23 protein-coding genes are annotated in these 21,844 nt (G+C 69.7%); 10 read left to right on the top strand and 13 right to left on the bottom strand.

Annotation, left to right across the window (positions count from 1 at the left end):
• Positions 1-85: 85 nt before the first annotated feature.
• The 4 genes from ACW9PK_RS06710 to ACW9PK_RS06695 form a co-directional block, all read right to left on the bottom strand.
• The gene (locus tag ACW9PK_RS06710) at positions 86-1,459 is read right to left on the bottom strand and encodes a lipase family protein (RefSeq protein WP_240505638.1); all 1,374 of its coding nucleotides are present in this window, start codon (positions 1,457-1,459) and stop codon (positions 86-88) included.
• A gap of 85 nt (positions 1,460-1,544) precedes the next feature.
• Complete coding sequence (locus ACW9PK_RS06705; protein ID WP_457015374.1) at positions 1,545-2,240, bottom strand: TrmH family RNA methyltransferase; 696 nt, start codon at positions 2,238-2,240, stop codon at positions 1,545-1,547.
• Entirely contained in the window at positions 2,233-2,814 is a 582-nt protein-coding gene (gene pyrE, locus ACW9PK_RS06700; RefSeq protein ID WP_457015373.1) for an orotate phosphoribosyltransferase, read from the bottom strand. The genes ACW9PK_RS06705 and pyrE overlap by 8 nt, the downstream gene beginning before the upstream one ends.
• 30 nt (positions 2,815-2,844) lie before the next feature.
• The gene (locus ACW9PK_RS06695) at positions 2,845-3,468 is read right to left on the bottom strand and encodes a thymidine kinase (protein WP_035960877.1); all 624 of its coding nucleotides are present in this window, start codon (positions 3,466-3,468) and stop codon (positions 2,845-2,847) included.
• Between the two features lie 132 nt (positions 3,469-3,600).
• On the opposite strand from ACW9PK_RS06695, the gene ACW9PK_RS06690 reads away from it, so the two are divergent.
• The 3 genes from ACW9PK_RS06690 (at position 3,601) to ACW9PK_RS06680 (ending at position 6,145) form a co-directional block, all read left to right on the top strand.
• Positions 3,601-3,954 carry a hypothetical protein gene (locus ACW9PK_RS06690; protein WP_239317171.1) on the top strand — a complete coding sequence of 118 codons (354 nt, stop codon included), beginning with the start codon at positions 3,601-3,603 and terminating at the stop codon, positions 3,952-3,954.
• Positions 3,955-4,055: 101 nt separating this feature from the next.
• Complete coding sequence (locus ACW9PK_RS06685) at positions 4,056-5,078, top strand: DMT family transporter (RefSeq protein WP_085106802.1); 1,023 nt, start codon at positions 4,056-4,058, stop codon at positions 5,076-5,078.
• 146 nt (positions 5,079-5,224) lie between these two features.
• The gene (locus ACW9PK_RS06680) at positions 5,225-6,145 is read left to right on the top strand and encodes an NADP-dependent oxidoreductase (protein ID WP_457017175.1); all 921 of its coding nucleotides are present in this window, start codon (positions 5,225-5,227) and stop codon (positions 6,143-6,145) included.
• Positions 6,146-6,353: 208 nt separating this feature from the next.
• Here the strand turns inward: ACW9PK_RS06680 and ACW9PK_RS06675 are convergent, their stop codons facing one another.
• Positions 6,354-7,112 (bottom strand): SDR family NAD(P)-dependent oxidoreductase, encoded by a 759-nt coding sequence (locus ACW9PK_RS06675; RefSeq protein ID WP_085106800.1) that lies wholly within the window; start codon positions 7,110-7,112, stop codon positions 6,354-6,356.
• Between the two features lie 278 nt (positions 7,113-7,390).
• On the opposite strand from ACW9PK_RS06675, the gene ACW9PK_RS06670 reads away from it, so the two are divergent.
• A complete protein-coding gene (locus tag ACW9PK_RS06670) occupies positions 7,391-9,304 on the top strand; it encodes an AMP-binding protein (RefSeq protein ID WP_368835990.1) in 1,914 nt (637 codons plus the stop codon).
• A gap of 79 nt (positions 9,305-9,383) precedes the next feature.
• On the opposite strand, the gene ACW9PK_RS06665 is transcribed toward ACW9PK_RS06670, so the two are convergent.
• Positions 9,384-9,530, bottom strand: coding sequence for a hypothetical protein (locus ACW9PK_RS06665; protein WP_183085809.1), 147 nt, complete (start codon positions 9,528-9,530; stop codon positions 9,384-9,386).
• A gap of 226 nt (positions 9,531-9,756) precedes the next feature.
• On the opposite strand from ACW9PK_RS06665, the gene ACW9PK_RS06660 reads away from it, so the two are divergent.
• A complete protein-coding gene (locus tag ACW9PK_RS06660) occupies positions 9,757-10,836 on the top strand; it encodes a permease (RefSeq protein ID WP_457015372.1) in 1,080 nt (359 codons plus the stop codon).
• Between the two features lie 147 nt (positions 10,837-10,983).
• Here the strand turns inward: ACW9PK_RS06660 and ACW9PK_RS06655 are convergent, their stop codons facing one another.
• Complete coding sequence (locus tag ACW9PK_RS06655; RefSeq protein ID WP_457015371.1) at positions 10,984-11,616, bottom strand: hypothetical protein; 633 nt, start codon at positions 11,614-11,616, stop codon at positions 10,984-10,986.
• A gap of 9 nt (positions 11,617-11,625) precedes the next feature.
• Complete coding sequence (locus ACW9PK_RS06650; RefSeq protein ID WP_064846468.1) at positions 11,626-11,919, bottom strand: putative quinol monooxygenase; 294 nt, start codon at positions 11,917-11,919, stop codon at positions 11,626-11,628.
• Between the two features lie 500 nt (positions 11,920-12,419).
• Here ACW9PK_RS06650 and ACW9PK_RS06645 point away from each other — a divergent pair, with 500 nt between their 5' ends.
• Positions 12,420-12,560 (top strand): hypothetical protein, encoded by a 141-nt coding sequence (locus ACW9PK_RS06645; protein WP_367402624.1) that lies wholly within the window; start codon positions 12,420-12,422, stop codon positions 12,558-12,560.
• A 103-nt stretch (positions 12,561-12,663) separates the two neighbouring features.
• Complete coding sequence (locus tag ACW9PK_RS06640) at positions 12,664-13,077, top strand: hypothetical protein (protein WP_457015370.1); 414 nt, start codon at positions 12,664-12,666, stop codon at positions 13,075-13,077.
• An 11-nt stretch (positions 13,078-13,088) separates the two neighbouring features.
• On the opposite strand, the gene ACW9PK_RS06635 is transcribed toward ACW9PK_RS06640, so the two are convergent.
• From ACW9PK_RS06635 to ACW9PK_RS06620, 4 genes are all read right to left on the bottom strand, one after another.
• Positions 13,089-14,825: an ABC transporter permease gene (locus tag ACW9PK_RS06635; RefSeq protein ID WP_457015369.1), complete on the bottom strand. Its 1,737-nt coding sequence runs from the start codon at positions 14,823-14,825 to the stop codon at positions 13,089-13,091.
• Positions 14,822-15,592 carry a molybdate ABC transporter substrate-binding protein gene (modA, locus tag ACW9PK_RS06630; protein WP_368835984.1) on the bottom strand — a complete coding sequence of 257 codons (771 nt, stop codon included), beginning with the start codon at positions 15,590-15,592 and terminating at the stop codon, positions 14,822-14,824. The genes ACW9PK_RS06635 and modA overlap by 4 nt, the downstream gene beginning before the upstream one ends.
• A gap of 20 nt (positions 15,593-15,612) precedes the next feature.
• Complete coding sequence (locus ACW9PK_RS06625) at positions 15,613-16,014, bottom strand: TOBE domain-containing protein (RefSeq protein ID WP_064846464.1); 402 nt, start codon at positions 16,012-16,014, stop codon at positions 15,613-15,615.
• A 124-nt stretch (positions 16,015-16,138) separates the two neighbouring features.
• Positions 16,139-16,921: an enoyl-CoA hydratase gene (locus ACW9PK_RS06620; protein WP_098053563.1), complete on the bottom strand. Its 783-nt coding sequence runs from the start codon at positions 16,919-16,921 to the stop codon at positions 16,139-16,141.
• Between the two features lie 156 nt (positions 16,922-17,077).
• Here ACW9PK_RS06620 and nadE point away from each other — a divergent pair, with 156 nt between their 5' ends.
• From nadE to ACW9PK_RS06605, 3 genes are all read left to right on the top strand, one after another.
• On the top strand, positions 17,078-17,905 hold the full coding sequence (nadE, locus tag ACW9PK_RS06615; protein ID WP_457015368.1) for an ammonia-dependent NAD(+) synthetase: 828 nt from the start codon (positions 17,078-17,080) through the stop codon (positions 17,903-17,905).
• A 306-nt stretch (positions 17,906-18,211) separates the two neighbouring features.
• The gene (locus ACW9PK_RS06610; RefSeq protein WP_368844230.1) at positions 18,212-18,976 is read left to right on the top strand and encodes a 3-oxoacyl-ACP reductase; all 765 of its coding nucleotides are present in this window, start codon (positions 18,212-18,214) and stop codon (positions 18,974-18,976) included.
• A gap of 1 nt (position 18,977) precedes the next feature.
• A complete protein-coding gene (locus tag ACW9PK_RS06605; RefSeq protein WP_457015367.1) occupies positions 18,978-20,354 on the top strand; it encodes an LLM class flavin-dependent oxidoreductase in 1,377 nt (458 codons plus the stop codon).
• A 108-nt stretch (positions 20,355-20,462) separates the two neighbouring features.
• On the opposite strand, the gene ACW9PK_RS06600 is transcribed toward ACW9PK_RS06605, so the two are convergent.
• Complete coding sequence (locus tag ACW9PK_RS06600; RefSeq protein WP_368844231.1) at positions 20,463-21,722, bottom strand: phosphatidylserine/phosphatidylglycerophosphate/cardiolipin synthase family protein; 1,260 nt, start codon at positions 21,720-21,722, stop codon at positions 20,463-20,465.
• Positions 21,723-21,844 lie beyond the last annotated feature (122 nt).

The following is a 21,844-nucleotide window of genomic DNA, read 5'->3' as shown; positions in this document are numbered from 1 at the left end:
GGTCACGCCGCCGCGACCACATGCGGACCCACGGGTGACCTCCTCGGTGGGTGCGCAGCGCCCGGGGGTCGTTGCCCCGTGGCGCTCACAACCGCCAGCATGAGCTGGTCTGCGGGATGCCATTGAACCGTGCGTCCAGGTAGACGAGCATCGAGGGAATGCCTTCCAGGGAGGCCCCCACATGGGTGGGCGTAGCGAGCGTCTGCATGGAGACGTTCACCCCGGAGGCGCACCATTTCTGGGCGAGCCGTCGGCCCGACTGGTAGGGCACGACGTCGTCCGCCACGGTGTGGGCGATGCGCACCGGGACACGAGGGTGGCGGCCCGCGGCACCGATGGTCTGCTCGTCCAGGTACGCCTTCAGAGCGGGGTCCCCGAGCAGCTGGGAGAAGGAGCGCCCGTCAGCCGTGAGCTTCTCGGAGGGCACCAGGGCGTCGGAGAGGACGGTGCCCACCAGGCAGCTGTCCTGGGCCTTGTCATAGCGTCTCTGCCCTTCCGCATTGAGTCTGTCCCGAACCGCCACCCCGGAGTCCTCGGCCGCCCCCATCACGTAGAAGGACAGGCCAGAGAAGAGAGAGGAGTCGATGTGCTGACCCGTGAGTGTGAGGTCCGCGGGCGGCGCACCCACCCAGGCACTCTTGAGCTGCACCTCCGGGGCGTACTCAGGGGCGCTCTCCGCGGCTGCAGCCGTGGCACCGCCGCCCTGCGAGTATCCCACGGCGGCCACGGGGGTCTTAGCGTCCACTCCCTCCATGCCGAGCTGCTGCGCACCGCGCACGGCATCGAGCACGGCGTGAGCCTGGTCCACACGGTTCATGTAGGTGTGGGCGCCGTCAGTGCCCAGACCGATGTAGTCCGGGGCCACCACGTTGTAGCCGGCATTGATCAGGCCGGCCAGGCTGAGACCTTCGGAGTTCGTGCCCATGGCCATTTGACGGGACGGTGCGCACGAGTCGCCCATACCCTGGGTACCCGAGGACAGCACCACGAGCGGCCGTGGGCCGGGCTTGCGCCACGCAGCCTTGGACTGCAGCACGGTGCCCGTGGTGGCCACGGCCTGGTTCTTGCTGTTGGTGGTCCTGTACATGATGCGCGTGGCGGACGCATTGGGCTTGATGAGCTTGACGGGGTCCAGGTAGAACGTGGACGGCTCCGAACGCACCACGCCCCCGTTGGCGGCAGGCAGCTGCGCCGGGGTGCTGTAGAAGTCCGTGTCCGTGGAGCTGCGGAGCTTCTTCAGCGCATCCTCGCGAGCAAGATCATCGCGGGTCAGACCCTGCTCCTGGAGCTTCTGGTCCTGCTCGCTGCGCGGCAGCTCGGAGAAACCGCCATCCGGTGCGGAGCCTGCTGCGCTCTGCGCATTCGCGGGCTGCAGTCCAGCAAGCAGCAGCCCAACGCCCAGGGCGAGGGCACCCGCAGAACGCCGCAAGGACGATGGCCGAGTGGTCGAGGCAGCCATGAGCATGCGAACCTTTCATCATGTGATTCAACTCACATGACCATACGGTAACTTCTGCCTCCTGGCTATGGTCGGCCGGCCTTTTTCACGCTCCCGCGCCCTTCGTGACGTCGGACGAGGGCGCAGGACGCTGCTCGAACACGTGGCGGCGGATCCATGCATGCATGGTCACGGCGGCGGCCGCTCCGGCGTTGATGGAGCGGGTGGAGCCGAACTGCTCGATGGCCAGCACCGCGTCCGCCTCCGCGACGAGCTCCTCGGAGACCCCCGGGCCCTCCTGACCGAACACCAGGACGCAGCGTTCGGGCAGCTCGAACGTCTCGAGCAGCTGGGAACCGGGGACGTTGTCGATCGCGAGCACCGCGAGTCCCTCGCCGCGTGCCCAGGCCGTGAACTCCGCGACACTCGCGTGGTGGCGCACGTGCTGGTAGCGGTCCGTGACCATGGCTCCGCGGCGGTTCCAGCGGCGTCGTCCGATGATGTGCACCTCACGAGCCAGGAACGCGTTGGCGGTGCGCACCACGGAGCCGATGTTGAAGTCGTGCTCCCAGTTCTCCACCGCCACGTGGAAGGCGTGGCGCCTGGAGTCCAGGTCCGCGATGATCGCGTCCATGCGCCAGTAGCGGTACTGGTCCGCGACGTTGCGGCGGTCGCCCTCGCGCAGCAGCTCGGGGTCCCAGCGCTCGCCGGCGGGCCACTCACCCTGCCAGGGGCCCACGCCGACGACGCGGGACGCAGCGTCGTCGCCCTGCCGAGACCCGGACGCGTCCGGCTCAGTCAAGCCCGAGCTCGTCCTTGGAGTAGGCGTACAGGCACGGGACGCCCGCGGTCTCCTCGATGCGCTCCTTGGCGCCGGTGCGGCGGTCCACGATCACGGCAACGGCCACGACGTTCGCGCCCGCCTTCTGCAGCGCCTCCACCGCGGTCAGGGCGGAACCACCCGTGGTGGAGGTGTCCTCGACGACCACCACGTTGCGGCCCACCACGCTGGGGCCCTCCACCTGACGCCCCATGCCGTAGGACTTCTGAGCCTTGCGCACCACAAAGGTGTCGACGGCGCGGCCCTGGTCCCCGGCCGTGCGCATGATCGCGTGGCCCACCGGGTCCGCGCCCATGGTGAGCCCACCGGCGGCGTCGAACGCGATCCCGGCCTCGTCCAGCAGACCGAGCATGACCTGACCCACGTACCGGGAGGCCTCGTGGTGCAGGGTCACGCGGCGCAGGTCCACGTAGTAGTCCGCTTCGATGCCGCTGGCCAGCGTGACCTTGCCCCGCACCACGGCGAGGTCCTTGATCAGTTCGCGCAGGCGCTCACGGGCGGTGGCCAGGTCCACGGGAGAGAAGTCGGTGCTCATACGGGCAGTTTACGTGTCGGGGCTAACCCCTCAGCCCAGCCTGCCGCCGGATTCTCGCAGGTAGCACGCCGCGCACAGGGACTCGTAGGTGACGGCCACGCCGTCGATGGCCACCTGGTCCCCCTCGAACACGAAGTCGTCGCCCACCTTCCGCGTGTTGAACAGGGCCTTGCGTCCGCAGCGGCAGATGGTCTTGAGCTCCTCCAAGGTGTGGGCGAGCTCCATGAGCCGCTCGGAGCCGGGGAAGGAACGGGTACGGAAGTCGGTGCGGATGCCGTAGGCCATCACGGGCACGTCCAGCAGCACGGCGATCCGTAGCAGGTCGTCCACCTGCCCGGTCTCCAGGAACTGCGCCTCGTCCACCAGCAGGCACGCCACGGGCTGGGCGTCCACGTGCTCGAGCAGGGCCTCCGGGTCATCGCCGGTGGAGTGGCGCTTGAATAGGCCCATGGCGCTCTCGCCGGGCTGGATCAGGAAGTCCACCGTGCGGGTGACACCCAGCCGGGAGAGGATTTGGTCCTCGCCCTTGGTGTCCACGTGGGGTTTGGCGAGCAGCACGCGCTGCCCGCGCTCCTCGTAGTTGTAGGCGGCCTGGAGCAGCGCCGTGGATTTCCCGGAGTTCATCGCGCCGTAGCGGAAGTAGAGCTTGGCCACGGTCGGTCAGTCTATCGCCGCCCGCAGCCACGCCTTCGACGGGCGCGACCCGCGCTGCACGCGGCCGTCCTCGGGGGTCGCCTCGACCGCGTACTCGATCTCACCCGAGGCCGGGCCTGCGGCAGGTGGGCCGTGTACTCGCCGTTCAGTGCGGTCTCCCGCATGGGCGTGCGGGTGGTCTCCGCGTCGTCCGCCCGGCGGCTCAGCAGCGTCACCGCCTTCACCGGGGTGCCGCCGCAGCCTTCCGCGCGGACGCGCACCCGGGAGAACGCGCAGCTGGCCACCGTGCTCGCGGAGGAGCGCGTGCGGCTCGAGGGGCAGGCACGCGAGCTGCTGCGGCTCAGCGGGTGCACCACCGTTCCCGCGGAGCTGGTGATCTCCCTGGGGGAGGGCGTCATGTTCAAGCTGCACGTGGAGAACCGCACGGGGATCGCCCGGGAGACCGTGGCGGCCATGGCGGAGCTGCTGAGGTACCGGCGGGACTGAACCGCCCCGGACGCTGCCCGCCGCCCGGCGGGCGTGGCGCGGCGACACAATCCGCGCTCCGATTCGGCCGCGCGTCCCCGCGTGCGCTCCAATGGACGGTGATGTCCACCCTCAGCGTGTCCCTGATCCTCCTGGCCGCCGTGGTGCACGCGGTCTGGAACATCCTCGCCAAGGGCATCCGCGGCAACGGGACCCTGTTCGTGTGGTGGTACGGGCTCGTCTCCTCGGTGGTGCTGATCCCCGTGAGCCTGCTGGAACCCGGGGCGTGGCAGTCCTGGGGGTGGCCCCTCGTGGGCGCCGCCGTGGTCTCCGGGCTGCTGCACACCGTCTACGGCACCGCCCTGCAGACCGGCTACGACCGCGCACCTCTGGGCGTGGTCTACGCGGTGGCCCGCGGCACCGGGCCCATGATCACCATGATCGTGGCGGTCCTGTTCCTGGGTGAGCAGCTCTCCCTCACGGCCGCCGCCGGGGCGATCGCCGTGCTCGTGGGCGTGGCCGTGGTCGCCACGTTCGGTACGCCCACTTCCACCCGGGACGACGACGCCGCCCCGCCGAGTTCGTCCGACGCGTCGGATCCCGGCGCGGTCATCGCGCGCGACGCCGCCCCGCTGGACTCCTCCGCGTACGGAACGTCGACCCCGGAAGGGGCGGACGGGCACTCACCGGGGGGCGACGCCGCTGCCACACCCACCCGCGAGTCCGCCCTGACCGGCGTGCTGTGGGGTGCCGCGGTGGGCGCGTGCATCGCCGGGTACACCCTGTGGGACAACCACTCCATGGCCACCCTGGACCTGCCGCCCGTGCTGTACTTCGCGCTGACCTCGGTGGTCCTGGTGCTCACCCTGACGCCCAAGGCGTGGCGGCAGCGCCAGGACATGGTGCGCTCGTGGGCCGTGGACCGGAACCGGATCGTCGCGGTGGGCCTGCTGTCCCCGCTCGCGTACATCCTGGTGCTCTTCGCCATGCAGTCCACCCCGGTGGCGCTCGTGGCTCCCCTGCGGGAGTCGAGCATCGTGGTGGGCTCGCTGCTCGCGTGGTGGATCTACAAGGAGAACCGCCTGGTGCCGCGGCTCATCGGCTGCGCCGCCGTGCTCACGGGCATTGCGCTGATCTCCGCCTGAGGCTGCTCCCCCACTCGCCCGGGTACCCCCGGGGAGACTGGAAGACCAAGGCCACCGGACGGCGTCGTCCGGCAGCGCGCACGAAAAACTTGCTGCGGCATGGAATAAGGTCCCCGCCCGGGGCTGTTGAGACAGACATGACCACAATGAAGGCGCAGACATATCAGCAGTACGGCGACACCTCCGTACTGGAGCTCACCGACCAGCCCATGCCCAAGGTGGGCCCCGGCGAGGTCCTGGTGAAGGTGAAGGCCGCGGGCATCAACCCGGTGGACTGGAAGGTCATGTCCGGCGGGCTGGATCCCATGATGACCGTCCAGTTCCCGGCGGCCCCCGGCTGGGACGTCGCGGGCGTCGTCGTGGGCAAGGGCTTCGACACCCCCAGCGTCTCCGAGGGCGATGAAGTGATCGCCTACGCCCGCAAGGACTGGATCCACGGCGGTACGTTTGCCCAGTACGTCTCCGTCCCCGTGCGCGCACTCGCCCCCAAGCCGAAGAGTCTTTCCTGGGAACAGGCCGGAGGACTGCCGCTCGCGGGACTCACCGCGTACCAGGTGCTCACCCGACTGGGTCTCGCGGAGGGCAAGACCGTGCTGATCCACGCGGCCTCCGGTGGTGTGGGGAGCATGGGCGTGCAGATCGCCAAGGCGTTCGGCGCGCGGGTGATCGGCACCGCATCGACCAAGAACCACGACTACGTGCGTGAGCTCGGCGCGGAGCCCGTGGAGTACGGGGACGGTCTCGTGGAGCGCGTCAAGGAGCTTGCCCCGAACGGTGTGGACATCGTCGTGGACTTCGTGGGCGGCGTGGTGGAGGACTCCGTCGCCGTGCTCGCGGACGGCGGCCAGCACGCCTCCATCGCGGACCCCGAGGTGGAGGAGCACGGCGGGAGCTACATGTGGGTCTCTCCGGACGCAGAGCAGCTCACCGAGCTCGGTCGCCTGGCCGACGACGGCAAGCTCACCGTCCGAGTGGACCGCACCTTCCCGCTCGCGCAGCTGCCGGACGCATTCACCGCCAGCCAGGAGGGCCACGCCGTGGGCAAGGTCGTGCTCACGGTCGACTGATCCGCGGAACGCCCCGGGGGCGTCTCGACCTCAGCGAGGCGACTCCCGGGGGCCTTTCGCGCAGGCCGGAGCCAGGGAGCTCTGACCACATCACGACGATGCCTCGTCACGGGTGGACCGTGACGAGGCATCGTCATGTGCGGGGGCCGTGCGGTGTCGTCGCCCGTGGCTGCGTGCCCGGGACGGGACAGGCGCGCGCCAGCGAGGATCAGCGCGGCGCCATGCGAAGGGCGCCGTCCATGCGGATGGTCTCCCCGTTGAGGTAGTCGTGCTCCACGATCATCCCCGCGAGCTGGGCGTACTCGTCCGGGCGGGCAAGGCGGCGCGGGAAGGGGACGGACTCCGCCAGGGCGCTGCGGAAATCCTCGCTCACCCGACCGAGCATGGGGGTGTCCACGATCCCGGGGGCGATCGTCATCACGCGCACCCCGCGGGAGGAGAGGTCACGCGCCGCGGCGATCGTCATCGAATGCACACCGCCCTTGGACGCGGCGTACGCGGCCTGGCCGATCTGTCCCTCGAAGGCAGCCACGGAGGCGGTGTTGATGATGACGCCGCGTTGACCGGCCTCGTCCACGGGGTCCTGCGCGGTCATGACCTCCGCGGCGAGCGCGAGGACCGTGAACGTGCCCACCAGGTTGATCCGCACCACGCGCTCGAACAACGCGATGTCGTGTACGCCGTTCTTGCCCACCACGCGCGCGGAGGTCCCGATGCCCGCGCAGTTGACCACGGTGCGCAACGGCGCCACGTCCGCGGCGGTGACCACGGCGGCCCGCACCTGCTCCTCGTCGGTGACGTCCGCGGACACGTACTGCACGCCATCGACCGGCGCGGCGGCGTGCACGACCTGCGGCAGATCCAGGCCGATCACGCGCGCCCCACGCGCCACGAGTTCCGCGGCCGTGGCCGCCCCCAGCCCGGAGGCCGCACCCGTGACGACCGCCGTCGAGTCCCTGATGTCCATGTCCGCTCCGTTCCCCGCCTCGTGGGCGGTCCAGCACGCTGTTGATGACGCCGTTCGTCGCTTTCTCCGCCCGATCGTACGGCTCCGGTGCGCGCAGGTCGACGGGCCCCATGAGCCGGCAAGCCCCGGTCAGCGCGCGACCAGCGACGACGCCCCGGTGTGGTGCAGTAAATTTGAGGAACCAGCCACCCCCGGTTCGAGGCGCGAGCACCACCGGCGCGCCGGGCCGCCCTCCCGTGGACGGGCCGGGGATCCGCACACGTCGCAACGAGGATCCCATGAGCGAGACCACCGCCTCAGAACACTCCGTCACGCAGCGGTTGCGCGCCGCACGGGACCAGCTGCTGCGCCTACGCACCGACCTGGACGCCGCACACCGCGAGTTCGAGTGGCCCCGGTTCGAGTATTTCAACTTCGCCCTGGACTGGTTCGATGTCCTGGGCAACGGCGAGGAAGCGGACCGCGAGGCCCTCGTGATCGTGGAGGAGGACGGCACCGAGACCCGCCGCACGTACGCGCAGCTGTCCCGGCGCTCGTCGCAGCTGGCCACGTGGTTGCGCTCCCGGGGCGTGCGCCGCGGTGACCGGGTCATCCTCATGCTCGGCAACCAGGTGGAGCTGTGGGAAACCATGCTTGCGTGCACCAAACTGGGCGCACCCATGATCCCCACGACCGTGATGCTCGGGCCCGCCGATCTGCAGGACCGCGTGGAGCGCGGCCGGGCGGCCTGGGTGGTCACGTCCCACACGAACGCCCTGAAGTTCGAGGACGTCCCCGGGGACTTCACGATCATCGAGGTTCCCGATCAGCCCGATCACCGTCCCCGTTCCGCGCCGTCGGTCTTCGCGTCCTCCGCTGGGCACGACGACGCCGCGTCGTCGCCCGCTGCTGCCGGCGACGACGCGGCGGGAGCGCCGGAGGCCGGGACTGCGGCGTCGTCGGGCGAGGGTGAAGAACCGAGCCCGCGGAAGATCGGGGAGCACCCCGTGATCGACTACCGGGACTCCTTCGCGGGTCCCGAGGAGTTCGAGGTGACCGAGCCCTCGCCCGCGGATGACCCGCTGCTGTTGTACTTCACCTCCGGGACCACGTCCCTACCGAAACTCGTGGAGCACACCAACGTCACGTACCCCGTGGGGCATTTGTCCACGATGTACTGGATCGGGCTGGAACCCGGGGACGTGCACCTGAACGTGGCGTCGCCGGGGTGGGGCAAGCACGCGTGGTCCAACTTCTACGCACCGTTCATAGCGGGTGCCACCGTGTTCCTCTACAACTACTCGCGCTTCGACGCCGTGGCACTCATGGACCAGATGGACCGCGAGGGCGTGACGTCCTTCTGCGCACCGCCCACCGTGTGGCGCATGCTCATCCAGTCGGACCTGACCCATCTGAAGAACCCGCCGCGCAAGACGGTGTCCGCGGGTGAACCACTGAATCCGGAGATCATCGCGCGGGTCAAGGCCGCGTGGGGCACCGAGATCCGTGACGGGTACGGTCAGACCGAGTCCTCACTGCAGATCGCCAACACCCCCGGGATGCCCGTGAAACCCGGGGCCATGGGCCGTGCGCTCCCCGGGTACGAGACCGTGCTGATCGACACCACGACCGGTGAGGTGAGCGAGACCGAGGGCGAACTGTGCTTGCGTCTGGACCCGCGTCCCGTGAGCCTGACACCCGGCTACCACGGGGACGCCGCGAAGACCGATGAGGCGTTCCGGGACGGCGTCTACCACACCGGGGACGTGGTCTCGCGGGACGAGAACGGGGTCTTCACCTACGTGGGCCGCGCGGACGACGTCTTCAAAGCTTCCGACTACCGGCTCTCTCCCTTCGAGCTGGAATCCGTGGTGATCGAGCACCCCGCGGTCGTGGAGGTGGCAGTGGTGCCTTCGCCGGATCCCATCCGCCTGGCCGTTCCCAAGGCGTACGTGGTGCTCGCCGCGGGTCACGAGCCCACCGCCGAGACCGCGGAGAGCATCCTGCATCACTGCCGCGTGAACCTCGCGCCGTACAAGCGAATCCGGCGCCTCGAGTTCTTCGACCTGCCCAAGACCATCTCCGGCAAGATCCGCCGGGTGGAACTGCGCACCCGGGAAGCCCAGCTGCACCCGGGCGGCCCGGAGGGCGGGACCACCGGGGAGCACACCGAGTTCTCGGACTCTGACTTCCCCTCGCTGCGCGGGAAGTAGGGGTCCGGGCAGTTCACCCACCTCGCGCGGCACCCGACAGACCGCGCGGCAGGATAGCGCCGCAGCGGCGTCGTCGTCCTTACGTGACGATCCGCGCCATCGCAGCGACCTCCACCATCCCGGACACGTGCAGGGTATCTTCGTCCAGCACACCGCAGGAATAGGCGTTGTTGTCCGCGACGTGGGCGGGCAGTGCGGCGGGCACGATTCCCTGACCACGGGTCACGGGAACTCCTGGAGGTGGCGACTGTTGATCCACCAGCCAGCCTTCCAAAGCGCTGTGACGGGTGCAACAGAGGGGTCCAGTGCGTCACTCCCACGTCACGGCGTGATGTCGGGGTCGCGCGTTCCCGGGCCTGTGCTCCGAAGCTCCGGCGCGGACGTAAGCTTGCCGGGCGTCGTCGTCCCCGGATGACGGCGCCCTGGAACCTCCTTGCTGCGAAAGGCCCGCCGTGAGCATCACCGTCACTTCCGTGGAGACCACCGACCGCTCACGCGCCCGCGTCCTGGGGTGGGTGGGACTGGGCATCACCCTGGCGATCCTCGTGGGCGGGCTGTTGTGGGCCAAGTGGCTCCCCTACGAGGCCAAGACCCAGACGCTCGCCGAAACCGGGGTGTGGAACGGCGCGGCGATCTTCGGCTCCGCGGGCGAACCGGGGTCCGCGCCGTCGTTGCGGGGTGCGATCGACTTCACCGTGGTCTACCTGAAGGCCGTATGGAAGGCCGCTCTCGTTGCCCTGCTCGTGGCCGCGGCCCTCGAATCCCTGGTCCCCCGGCGCTGGTTGCTGCGGGTGCTCAGCCGCAAAACCTCGTGGGGTCAGGGGATCTCCGGGGCGCTGCTGGCACTGCCCAGCATGATGTGCACGTGCTGCACCGCGCCGGTGGCCATCGGACTGCGCCGCAGCGGTGCGCCCGCGGGGGCCACCATGGCGTACTGGCTCGCAAACCCCTTGCTCAACCCGGCCGTGCTGGTGTTCCTGGCGCTGACCATGTCCTGGCCCTTCGTGACCACGCGCGTGGCCGTGGGCATCCTGGTGGTGTTGATCGCCGCAGTGCTCGTGAGCCGCACGTTCTCGACCGTCACGGTGCAGACCCCCGAGGCCCTCCCCGCCGATCCGCAGCACTGGGGTGAGCTGGTCACCCGGTTCGGGCGAGCACTGGGCCGGTACCTGGTGGTGATCGTCCCGGAGTACGTGATCCTGGTGCTGCTGGTGGGGTTGTTCGCCGGATGGCTCTCGGACTTCACGGGTCTCGCGGACCACGCCGGGCTCTTCTCGCTGCTCATCGTGGGCCTGATCGGGGCGGCCCTGGTGATCCCCACCGGCGGCGAGATCCCGGTGATCGTGGGGCTCACCGCGGCGGGCGCAAGCTACGGGGTGGCCGGGGTCCTGCTCATCACCCTGCCGGCCCTGAGCATCCCCTCGATCATCATGGTCGCCCGGCATTTCGGGACCAAACAGACGCTGCTGGTCACCGGGTGGGTCGTGATCGGCGGGTTGGTGGCCGCAGCGCTGCTCACCGCGCTGGTCTGAGCCGGCGGGTCAGGGCCGGTTGGTCCGGGCAACAAACCAGGTACTCGAGTCGTCCGCATAGCGGTCGACGCCCCGGCCGCCCGTACATGGGCCGACGGCACGATGACCCCTGGCGCGGCGACGGCACCGGGCCGCGCGGCGTCGTCGTCAACCGGCGATCAGTGCGTAGATCCCGCCCAGGACGACGATCCCGAAACCGAAGCCCGCGAACAACTGGGCCCACGTATGGGCGCGCAGGACGCGGCGGCTCACGCACACTGCCACCGCGACGGGCAGGAACAGCAGACCCCACGGCCCCACCGCGATGGGCAGGATCACCGCAGTGCCGCCCATCATCATCCCGTGCACGGAGATCTTCCAGAACGGGCTCACGAGCGCGACCACCGCGCTCGCCGCGAGCGTGGCCATGAGCAGTCCGGTGATCTCCACGGGTCCGTGGAACGCAAGGTTGACCGCCAGGAACACGGCCACCAGCGCGAAGGTCCCCAGCATCACGGGTCGGCGGTGCTCCTTGACGCTCACGTGGTGGTCGGTGAGCACACCCCGGCGCGCCAGCACCGTGACCGTGGCGAGTGAGACCCCGCAGACCGCCAGCGCCGCCACCACGCCCCACAGCAGTGCCCCGAGGCTCCTGTGCACGGTCCACGGCAGGACCACCAGCAGCGCGGCCAGCACGAGCGGCGCCTGGAAGACCTCGCTGAGGACAAGGGCCCACGCGGGCCCTCGTTCAGCCGGGGCAGGATCCGGGCGCGGCGGCGTTGTCTCCTCGTGGTTGGTCACGTGTGGCGGTCAGAAGTCGAGCGTCTCGTAGGTCTTGTGCGCACGCTCCGCCAGGGCGGGGATCGCCTGGCGTGTTCCCCACTGGTCGAAGTGCTCGGAGCTCACATGGGCCGTGAACGCATCCTCGTCCGTGTACACCTCGAAGATGCGGAACACGGCAGGCTCCTCCGGGCTCTGGTACGCCTGGTAGTAGAGGTTCCCGGGCTCCTGGCGAGCGGCCGGGGAGAGGTGGGAGAGCGCGTCACGCACGGTGTCCTCCTCTCCGGGCTTCGCAGTCCAGGTGGCGCTGCAGACGAAGGCCATGGGTTGTCCTCTCTCGATGTTGACGCCGGACGGTCACCGGCCCGACTCATGCTACCGACCCGAGCTGGCGCGGTTCTGCCGGGAGGCATGCGCTGCCGCGCACCGTGGCCCGGCAAGATGTCCCCACCACGCGCTGTCCGTCCACCCGAGAGCACCGGCCATGGCAGAACCACCCATCGTTCGCATGTTCAACGAGTACACCTTCAGCTGGCCGTTCTGGGGAGAGGACGGTCTCCCGGACCAGGAGGACTTCCCCCTCCTGCTGAAACTCACCAGGGACGTCCTGGTCTGGACTCGGAACTTCGACCACGAGAGGGGCTGGCCAACGGCAGAGCAGCGGGAGGCCAGCCGCCATGAGGGCGAACGACTCGCAGGGAGGGTGCAGGATTCGGTGGGCCCAGGGGTCACCATCGACCTGGACATGTGGGAGGCACATGTCCACAAACCACGCCTGCCTCGGTTGCTGCGGAGGCTCACCGGTCTCACGCCGGCCAGCTCGGGTGAGGCGCTCGTGCTGGGCCGCCGCTGCCCAGCACCCCGGGCCCACCGGCCGCGAGGTGCTGCAGCTCTCCGCCACCATCACGGATGCGGGCAGGGCGCGGGTGGACGAGATGCTGGAGCTCGACGCCGTGTGCCCCTGACCCTGCCGCGCGGCGAGCTGCGCAAGCAGGTGGACACCCGCGCCGGGCGCGGTCTGCTGATCGCCATCGGCGTGCTGACCGCTCTGGCCCTGGGCTTGTTCATGTGGGTCGCACGCAACGACGGCGCACCCTTGTCGGCGGCCCTGGCCGTGACCACGACCCCCAGGGTCTGCTGCTGCCCGTGCTCGGGATCATCACGGCATGCAATGAGTGGAGCCAGCGCACCGCGCTCATCCCCTTCACGCAGGAACCCCGCAGGCTGCGCGTGGTCCTCGCCAAACTGCTCTCGGCGGCGGCGCTGGGCACCATCGCGGCGGCTCTCGCCTGGGTCCTGGCCCTCGGGGCCTTCCTGATCCTCGGCGCGTGGGTGGACGTGAACGCGGCACTCACCCCGTTCGCAGAAGGGCTGGATCTCACCGGCACGCAATGGGCGCAGGTGGACACCTCCGGGTTGTTGTGGATCGGGATCCCGTTGGTGATCGGGATCTGGCGTGTGCTCACGCGCGAGGTGAAGTAGGCGCGCCGCGCTCAGTCGGCGGCCGTGCGCGGTGCCGGATCCCGGTTGCCGGCCCGCTCCAGCCGCACCACATGGTCCGCGAGCTCGGCCACGTCCTGCGGGTCGTGCGTCACGATCATGGTGGTGCGCCCGGCGAGCACCCGCTGGAGCACCTTCCTCATCCGAGGCCGCGCGGTCACGTCCAGGGCGCTCAGGGGCTCGTCCAGCAGGATCACGCGCGGCTCTGCGGCCAGCACCCGCGCGATCGCCACGCGCTGGGCCTGCCCGCCGGACAGCTCGTCCGGCATGCGCTGGGCGAACGCCCGCGCGTCCACCTCGCGCAGCCACGCCAGGGCACGACGCCGCGCCATCGCCTTCCCCGCGCCACTCGCCCGGGGGCCGAAGGCCACGTTGTCGAGCACGTTGAGATGGGGGAACAGCAACGGTTCCTGGGCCATCAGGGCCACACCCCTGCGATGCGCCGGGACCCACATGTCCTGGGCCGTCCCACCGGCGCGCAGCACGGATTCGTCCCCCACCCGGATCTCACCGCGGTCGGGGGCCAGCAGGCCCGCGATCACGTCGAACACGGTGGACTTCCCCGCGCCATTGGGCCCGATCAGGGCCGCGGTGGTTCCCTGCTCCACCGTAAACTCGGCGGCCACACGGCGGCGGTCGTGTTCAACACGGACCATCAGTCCGGGCGCCTCCCCCGCCGCGCGGGGCGTGCTCACCCCTAGGCCCGACGCGCCCCCGGGTGCAACCGCGGATGCGGCTGCGGTCCTGACCACGGCGCCATTCCGCCCGGCCCCGGCGTCCACCGCCCCAGACCCGGCCGCGGGTCGGTCACCGACCGCATGGGCAGTGCGGCTGTCCTTCGAGGACTGCGTCGAGCCGCCGGACCGGGGCCGTGATCCCTCCGGATGGGGACCCCACTGCGGACCCGGCGCGAACCACCGGGTGAGGTTGGCGCGGAAGCCGGCGCCGCGGCGTCGTCGGGAGGGAGCACTGACCCCCACGACGAGCAGAGCAACGAGCACGAGCAGCAGGGAGAGGGCCACGGCGGCGTCGGGATCGGTCTCGCGCTGCAGGTAGATCTCGAGCGGGAGCGTGCGGGTCACGCCCTGCAGGCTGCCCGCGAACGTGAGGGTGGCGCCGAACTCGCCGAGGCAGCGCGCGAAGGATAGCGCGGCCCCGGAGAGCATTGCAGGCAGCACCAGGGGCAGCGTGACCCGGAACAGGGTGCGCGTGGGGGATGCACCAAGGCCCGCCGCGACCCGTTCGTAGCGAACGCCCGCGGTGCGCAGCGTGCCCTCCAGGGAGACCACCAGGAACGGCAGGGCCACGAACGTCTGGGCGAGCACGACGGCCGCGGTGGTGAACGCGATGTCCACGCCCGCCGAGGACAGGGTGCTGCCCAGGAAACCCATGCGTCCGAAGGTGTACAGCAGCGCGATACCGCCCACCACGGGTGGCAGCACGAGCGGCAGCAGCACCAGCGAGCGCAGGAGCGTGAGGCCGCGCACGGTGGAACGGGCCAGGACCAGGGCGAGCGGGCACCCCAGCACCAGGCACAGCGCCGTGGACGCGACCGCGGTGCGAAGGCTCAACCACAGCGCGGCGAGCGAGGACTCGCTCGTGAGCAACTCCCCCAGGTGCGCCCAATCGATGCGCAGCACCATGCCGAGCAAGGGCAACAGGATGACCAACGCCCCCACCACCGCCGGGACCAGGACCCACCGGGGGGTCGTGACGAACCCGCGCGTCACGGTGCGCCGAAGCCCGCGTCCTCCAGGACCTTCCGGCCCTCGTCACCCTGGACGAGGTCCACGAACTGCCGGGCGAGCTCCGGCTCCGCGGAATCCTTGAGGGCGACCACGGGGTAGTTGTTGACCGCCTGATCCGTGCGCGGGATCTCGACGGTCGTGACCCTGTCCTTCGCGGACTTGGCATCCGTGACGTACACGATCCCCGCGTCCGCCTGCCCGGAGGTCACCTTGCCGAGCACGTCCGTGACCGCGTTCTCCTGGCTCACGGGGTGGAGCGCGACACCGTTGGCCTTCTCGATCTCCTGCGTGGCTGCACCGCACGGTACCTCCGGGGCGCACGTGACCAGCTTGACGTCCCGGTCCACCACGTCCCGGAAGGAGGTGATGTCCGCGGGGTTGTCCTTGGGTACCGCGAGGGTGAGCACATTGGTCGCGAACACGCTCGGCTCCCCCGCGGCCAGGCCCGCGTCCGTGAGCTTCTTCATGTTCTTCTGATCGGCGGAGGCGAAGACGTCCGCGGGGGCGCCCTCGGTCAGCTGTTGCACGAGCCCGGACGAGCCTCCGTAGTTCATGCTGACCTTCACCCCCGGGTGCGCCGCCTCGAACGTGCGCGCGAGCTCGTCGAAGGAATGGGTCAGCGAGGCCGCCGCGGACACCCGCAGGGTCGTCTCCTGATCGGACGACGACGCCGCGTCCCCTCCCCCGTCCGACGCTCCCGCGCATCCGGAGAGCGCCACCGCGCTCACCGCGCAAGCCAGGGCGCGCATGCGTGTCGCCGCGCGCCCCATCACTTGCGCCCCTCGGTCTCGACGATGACCGCGGTGGACTTCACCACGGCCGTGGCCACGGACCCCGGTTCCAGCCCCAGGTCACGCACCGCTTCCGTGCTCATGAGCGAGACGATCCGGTGCGGGCCGCACTGCAGCTCCACCTGGGACATCACGGGATCGGAGGTCACGGCGGTCACGAGTCCCACGAGGCGGTTGCGCGCCGAACTGTTCACCCCGGCGGGATCCTGAGGGCTCACGGCGTTGTCGCGCGCGTATGCCGCGAGTTCGGCGCCGTCCACCACGGCGTACCCCGCGGAATCCTTGTGCCCGGTGAGCGTGCCCTGCTCGATCCACCGCCGGACGGTGTCATCGCTGACGCCCACGAAGGTCGCGGCCTGGGAGATACGGAGGTGGGTCATGGGAGGAGTTTATCCGCATCTGCGGAACCACGGCCGTGTTTGAACCGCACTTGCGTAGTGTTGACCTGACACGCGACGACGCCGCGCGGACCGGGCCGCGCGGCGTCGTCGTCCCCTACAGGGCTCATTCGTGGGAGAACCGCGCCTTACGCTTCTCCGCGAACGCGGACATGCCCTCCTTCTGGTCCGCGGTGGAGAACAGCCCGTGGAAGACCCGCCGCTCGTGCTGGACGCCGGCCCACAACCCGGACTCGTACGCGGCATTGACGGTCTCGACCGCGTGCTGGGCCGCGGGCTTGGACATCTCCGCGATCTTTCCGGCGACCTCCAGGGCGGTGTCCATGAGCTCGTCCGCTGCGACCACGCGGGAGACCAGACCGGAACGCTCGGCTTCCTCGGCGCGCATCTGCCGTCCGGTGAGGATCATGTCCATGGCCTTGGCCTTGCCCACGGCGCGGGTGAGGCGCTGGGTGCCGCCCATCCCGGGGATCACACCCAGGGCGATCTCGGGCTGACCGAACACTGCAGTGTCCGCGGCGAGGATCAGATCGCACATCATCGCGAGCTCGCACCCACCGCCGAGCGCGTAACCGGCCACCGCGGCGATCTTGGGGGTGCGCAGCCGGGCGAAAGCATCCCACCCCGCGAAGAAGTCCTCGTGGTACATATCGGACGCGGACTTGCCGGACATCTCCTTGATGTCAGCACCGGCCGCGAAGGCCTTCTCCGAACCTGCGAGGATCAGCGCGCCGATCCCCGAGTCACGGTCCAGCTCGGTCGCGGCGGCCACCACGTCCCGCATGGTCTGTTCGTTCAGCGCGTTCAGTGCCTTGGGACGGTTCAGGGTGATGACACCCACGCGTCCCTCGCGGCGGACTTCAATGGTCTCGTAGGAGTTCTCGTTCATGTGATCAGCATCTCATAGGTCCCCCGGGGGGCGGGTCCGAGCGTGGGGGTCCAGCACCGGGGCCCAGCGCCGGCCTCCGTCCTCCGTCCTCCGGGCCATGGGACGGGCCGACGGTAGGCCCCTGTCCCCGCGGGAACCGGCCACTAGCATGGACGCATGCGTGAATTGCAAGCACAGATCATTGCCGAGCTCGGCGTCTCTCCGCAGATCGATCCGGAGCGGGAGGCCCAACGCCGCGTCGACTTCCTGAGCGACTACCTCAAGGCCACGCACACCGCGGGGTTCGTCCTGGGGATCAGCGGCGGCGTGGACTCCACCCTGGCCGGGCGCCTGGCCCAGCTCGCGGTCGAGAAACTGCGCGAGGACGAGATCAAGGCCGAGTTCGTGGCCATGCGACTGCCTCACGGGATCCAGCACGACGAGGCCGACGCCCAGGCGGCGCTCGAATTCATTCAACCGGACCGGGTCATCACGTACGACGTCGCGCCGGCCGTCCGCGGTTTCGAGTCCGCCTACGGTGCCGCGACCGGTGAGCAGCTCACCGATTTCACCCGTGGTAACACCAAGGCCCGCGTGCGTATGACAGCGCAGTACGCGGTGGGCGGGGACCACAACCTGCTGGTGATCGGCACGGATCACGCGGCGGAATCGGTCACCGGGTTCTTCACCAAGTTCGGCGACGGCGGCGCGGACGTCCTGCCCCTGGGCGGGCTGAACAAACGGCAGAACCGCCAGGTGCTCGCGTACCTGGGGGCCTCCGAGCAACTCGTGGGCAAGGTCCCCACCGCGGACCTCCTGGACGAGAACCCCGGGCGCACGGACGAGGACGAGCTGGGCCTGCGCTACGACGACATCGATGACTTCCTCGAGGGCAAGGACGTCCCCGAGGAGGTGGCCCGCAAGATCGAAAGCACGTTCCTGCGCACCCGCCACAAGCGCACGGTCCCGGTGACCCCGGCGGACAAGTGGTGGCGGGAGGGCTGATCCTCCCCGCCCGCGCGATGCCCAAGGGGACGGCCCTGGCCTGACTGCGCTGGACAACCGCATTGGCCATGCCCGCCGACGGCCTGCGCCGTGCGCGACCCCGGTCCGGACCCCTGTGCTTAGACTGGGCCCAGTGACACGGGGTGCCGCTGCACGTTCCCACGACCCACCGGGCCGGGGAGCCCTGGAGGCAATGGCTGAGATGACACCCGTCGAACCTGTCCAGTTAGTACTGGCGAAGGGATGTCACGGTGGCACCGCACGGGTGGCGCACCGCGTTCTTCGCCGTGAGCCACAGGAGTGAGCATGCGGATCGACACCACCATCGTCCTGATCACCGGAGGAGCCCGGGGTCTGGGTGAACATCTCAGCCGAGCCTTCGCCCGCGAAGGCGCCCGGGTGGTCGTGAACTACCACGCGAGCGAGGACCGCGCCCGCTCACTGGTGCGCGAACTCGGTGAGGACAAGGTCATTGCCGTTCGGGCGGACGTGACCGATGCCGGGCAGGTGCAGGAGATGGTGGCACTCGCCCAGGACCATTTCGGCGCGCCCATCACGGTGGCCGTGAACAACGCGCTGGTGGACTTCAGCTTCAACGGGGACGCCCGCCCCTCGCTCGAAAACCTCGCCGCCGAGGATCTTTCCCAGCAGTTCACCGGCGCGGTCGTGGGCGGACTCAACGTGATCCAGGCGGTCGTCCCGGGGATGCGCCGGTTTGGACACGGGCGCATCATCAACATCGGCACCAATCTCTTCCAGAACCCCGTGGTCCCCTACCACGACTACACCGCAGCCAAGGCCGCCCTGCTCTCCCTCACACGTACGGCGGCCAAGGACCTGGGGGCCCTGGGCATCACCGTGAACATGATCTCCGGTGGCCTGCTACGCACCACGGACGCGAGTGCCGCTACCCCGGCCGAAGTCTTCGACGCCATTGCCGCCGGTACGCCCCTGGGTCGGGTCACCACCCCGGAGGAGTTCGCGGACACCGCCCTCTTCTTCGCCTCCGACTGGTCCCGCGGCGTCACCGGGCAGAACCTCGTGGTCGACGGTGGACTGGTGATGGACTGACATGGCCGCCCCGCACGACACCGCGCGGACCCCGTCCGCCGCCCCTGCGGCGTCCACCCGTCCCACCCAGGTGAACCAGCTGCCCGGGACACCCGCCCGGACGCTGCGCCTCAACGCCTTCCTCTACGGGGCCGGCCACCACCAGGCCGCGTGGCGCGCGCCGGGCTCCCCGGTGCACCGCCTCACGGACATCGCCTACTACGAGGAGCTCGCGCGGACTGCCGAACGCGGTCTGTTCGACGCGGTGTTCTTCGCGGACGGGCACAGCGTGGGTGATGTCTCCGGCGGGCCCCGCTGGAGCCTGGAACCCCTGACAGCGCTGTCCGCGATGGCGCGGGCCACCGAGCGCATCGGCCTGGTGTGCACGGTGTCCACCACGTTCTTCACCCCGTTCCACGCGGCCAGGATGCTTGCGTCCTTGGACCACATCTCGGGCGGGCGAGCGGGGTGGAACGTGGTGACCTCCATGTGGGACTCCGAGGCCCGCAACCACGGCTACCGGGCCATGCCGACCAAGGATGAGCGCTACGAGCGCGCCCGCGAGTTCGTGGAGGTGGCCCGCGCCCTGTGGGCCAGCTGGGACGAGGACGCCGTCACCGCAGACCCGGAGGGCCGGTGGGCTGAGCCCTCCAAGCTGCACCGCCTGCACCACGAGGGCCGCCACTTCCTGGTGGACGGACCCCTCACGGTCCCGCGCTCCCCGCAGGGGGAACCGGTCCTCTTCCAAGCGGGTGCCTCCGGGCCCGGCAAGGCACTCGCGGCCGACTTTGCAGAGGGGATCTACGCCGTGGCCTACGATCTGCCCGCCGCACAGGAGTACTACGCGGCGGTGAAGGCCGAAGTGGCCCGCGCCGGGCGTGATCCCGGTTCCGTGATCGTGATGCCCGGTCTAGTCACGTACGTGGGCCGCACGCACGAAGAGGCCCTCGAGAAGCAGGCCAGCGTGGACCGTTTGCTCCCTGTGGAGCAGTCGCTCGCACAGCTCTCCACGTTCGTGGAGCAGGACTGCGCGCAGTGGGACCTAGATGCGCCCGTGCCCACGCTGCCGCCCCTGGAGGAGTTCACCGGTCCGCAGGGCCGCTACGGCACCATTCTGCGGATCATCGAGGCCGAGCGCCCCACGGTCCGCCAGTTGCTCGGCCGCCTCGCCGCCGGCGGGGGTCACTGCACGATGGTGGGCACCCCGGAGTCCATCGCGGATCGCATGCAGGAATGGTTCGACAACGCCGGCGCGGACGGCTTCAACCTCATGCCGCCCGTCCAGCCGGACTCCCTGGATGACTTCGTGGACCTCGTGGTCCCCGAACTCCAGCGCCGCGGCCTGTTCCGCACCGCGTACACCGCCACCACGCTGAGGGGTCACCTCACGCGGGGTTGAGGCCCCGCGGCGCAACCCCGCCACAGGACGACGACGCCGCCCCGCACGGTGGGCGGGGCGGCATCGTCGGTGGCGTCAGCGGCGTCGTCGTCGATCGGAAAGGTCCGGTCAGAGGAACGGGCGCAGCGGTACCAGGATTGTCTCGGCGACCCGGGCCATGGGGTGGCGATCGCGCCATTGGGGCGAGGACAGCTCCTCACAGTGCTCGCTGTCGGCGAGGAAGACCTTCTCCATCTCGGCCGCGAAATCCGGGTCCACGATCTCCACGTTGGTCTCGTAGTTGAACGAGAGGGAGAGCCGGTCGATGTTGGCGGTGCCCACGGTGGACCACTCGCCGTCGATCGTGGCGGTCTTGGCGTGGATCATGCAGGCGGCATACAGCAAGATGGTGACCCCACCCTCCAACAACTGGCCGTAGAACCCGCGGGACACCCAGTCCGCCAGGATGTGGTTGGAGTCCTTGGGGACCATGATCCGCACATCCACCCCGCGAGCGGCCGCGTCCAGGAGGCAGTCCAGGATCTGCTGGTCGGGGATGAAGTAGGGCGTGTTCACCCAGATGTGGTGCTGCGCCCTGTTGATCGCGTTCATGTACATCTCGCGGATGGGGTACACGAGCTGGATGGGCAGGTTCGCGGAGACCCGCACCTCCGGGTCCCAATTCTTGGGCGCCACCCAGTCGATGGCGTGTTCCGGGTCCCGGTCCTCGTTCCACACGCTCGCGATGGAGCTGCGTAACCCCCATACCGCAGGCCCGATCTCCCGGATATGCGTGTCCCGCCACTGCCGGGAATAGAGAGAACCGAAGTTGTAGCCCCCCACGAAACCGATGTTGTCGTCCACCACCAGGATCTTGGAATGGTTGAAGCCCGAGAACCGCAGGGGCCCCTTCCAGAACGGGCGGCGCACCACCGGCATCCGGTACACGTGGACCCGGTCCGAGAAGTCGTAGAAGGAGGACGGGATCACGAGGTTCGCGAACCCGTCGTAGATGATGAACACCTCCACGCCCCGATCCGCGGCCCGGTTGAACGCGTCCAGGAAGCGCTGACCCGTCTCGTCGTTCTTCCAGATGAACGTCTCCATGTGGATGGAGTGCTGGGCGTTGTCGATGGCCTCGAGCATGTCCTCGTACACCGACTCACCCGACGTGTAGATGGTGATGTCCGAGTCCTGCACGTGCGCGTTGAACGTCCCGGGGTGCGGGGCGTCACGCTGCTGACGCCCGTGATGCTTCCACCAGTCGAGCCCGGCGAGCGAGGCGATCACCACGGCCTGCGCCCCCAGCAGGGCACCAGCACCCGCACCGGCCGCTTTCAGGAGGATACGGCGTTCTCTGATCTCGGCTAGCGCCCGCCTTGCGTCCATGACCTCACACTACTGCGGCGTCACATGGCGCGTCCCGGATCATGACCGGACCGGCCCTGGGAATTCACACCGCCCGTCCCGCGACCAGGGGCACTGAGGTGTTACGCGGCGGGAATCCGCCG

Source organism: Kocuria sp. MNB10 (assembly GCF_054073685.1).
The sequence above is the reverse complement of the archived record's forward strand: the minus strand, read 5'-3'. Positions and strand labels throughout refer to the sequence as shown.

Coding starts and splice junctions, on each gene's coding strand:
- ACW9PK_RS06710 (WP_240505638.1), bottom strand. CDS start 1,459: ATGGCTGCCTCGACCACTCGGCCATCGTCCTTGCGGCGTTCTGCGGGT.
- pyrE (WP_457015373.1), bottom strand. CDS start 2,814: ATGAGCACCGACTTCTCTCCCGTGGACCTGGCCACCGCCCGTGAGCGC.
- ACW9PK_RS06685 (WP_085106802.1), top strand. CDS start 4,056: ATGTCCACCCTCAGCGTGTCCCTGATCCTCCTGGCCGCCGTGGTGCAC.
- ACW9PK_RS06680 (WP_457017175.1), top strand. CDS start 5,225: ATGAAGGCGCAGACATATCAGCAGTACGGCGACACCTCCGTACTGGAG.
- ACW9PK_RS06675 (WP_085106800.1), bottom strand. CDS start 7,112: ATGGACATCAGGGACTCGACGGCGGTCGTCACGGGTGCGGCCTCCGGG.
- ACW9PK_RS06670 (WP_368835990.1), top strand. CDS start 7,391: ATGAGCGAGACCACCGCCTCAGAACACTCCGTCACGCAGCGGTTGCGC.
- ACW9PK_RS06650 (WP_064846468.1), bottom strand. CDS start 11,919: ATGGCCTTCGTCTGCAGCGCCACCTGGACTGCGAAGCCCGGAGAGGAG.
- modA (WP_368835984.1), bottom strand. CDS start 15,592: ATGCGCGCCCTGGCTTGCGCGGTGAGCGCGGTGGCGCTCTCCGGATGC.
- ACW9PK_RS06625 (WP_064846464.1), bottom strand. CDS start 16,014: ATGACCCACCTCCGTATCTCCCAGGCCGCGACCTTCGTGGGCGTCAGC.
- ACW9PK_RS06620 (WP_098053563.1), bottom strand. CDS start 16,921: ATGAACGAGAACTCCTACGAGACCATTGAAGTCCGCCGCGAGGGACGC.
- nadE (WP_457015368.1), top strand. CDS start 17,078: ATGCGTGAATTGCAAGCACAGATCATTGCCGAGCTCGGCGTCTCTCCG.
- ACW9PK_RS06610 (WP_368844230.1), top strand. CDS start 18,212: ATGCGGATCGACACCACCATCGTCCTGATCACCGGAGGAGCCCGGGGT.
- ACW9PK_RS06605 (WP_457015367.1), top strand. CDS start 18,978: ATGGCCGCCCCGCACGACACCGCGCGGACCCCGTCCGCCGCCCCTGCG.
- ACW9PK_RS06600 (WP_368844231.1), bottom strand. CDS start 21,722: ATGGACGCAAGGCGGGCGCTAGCCGAGATCAGAGAACGCCGTATCCTC.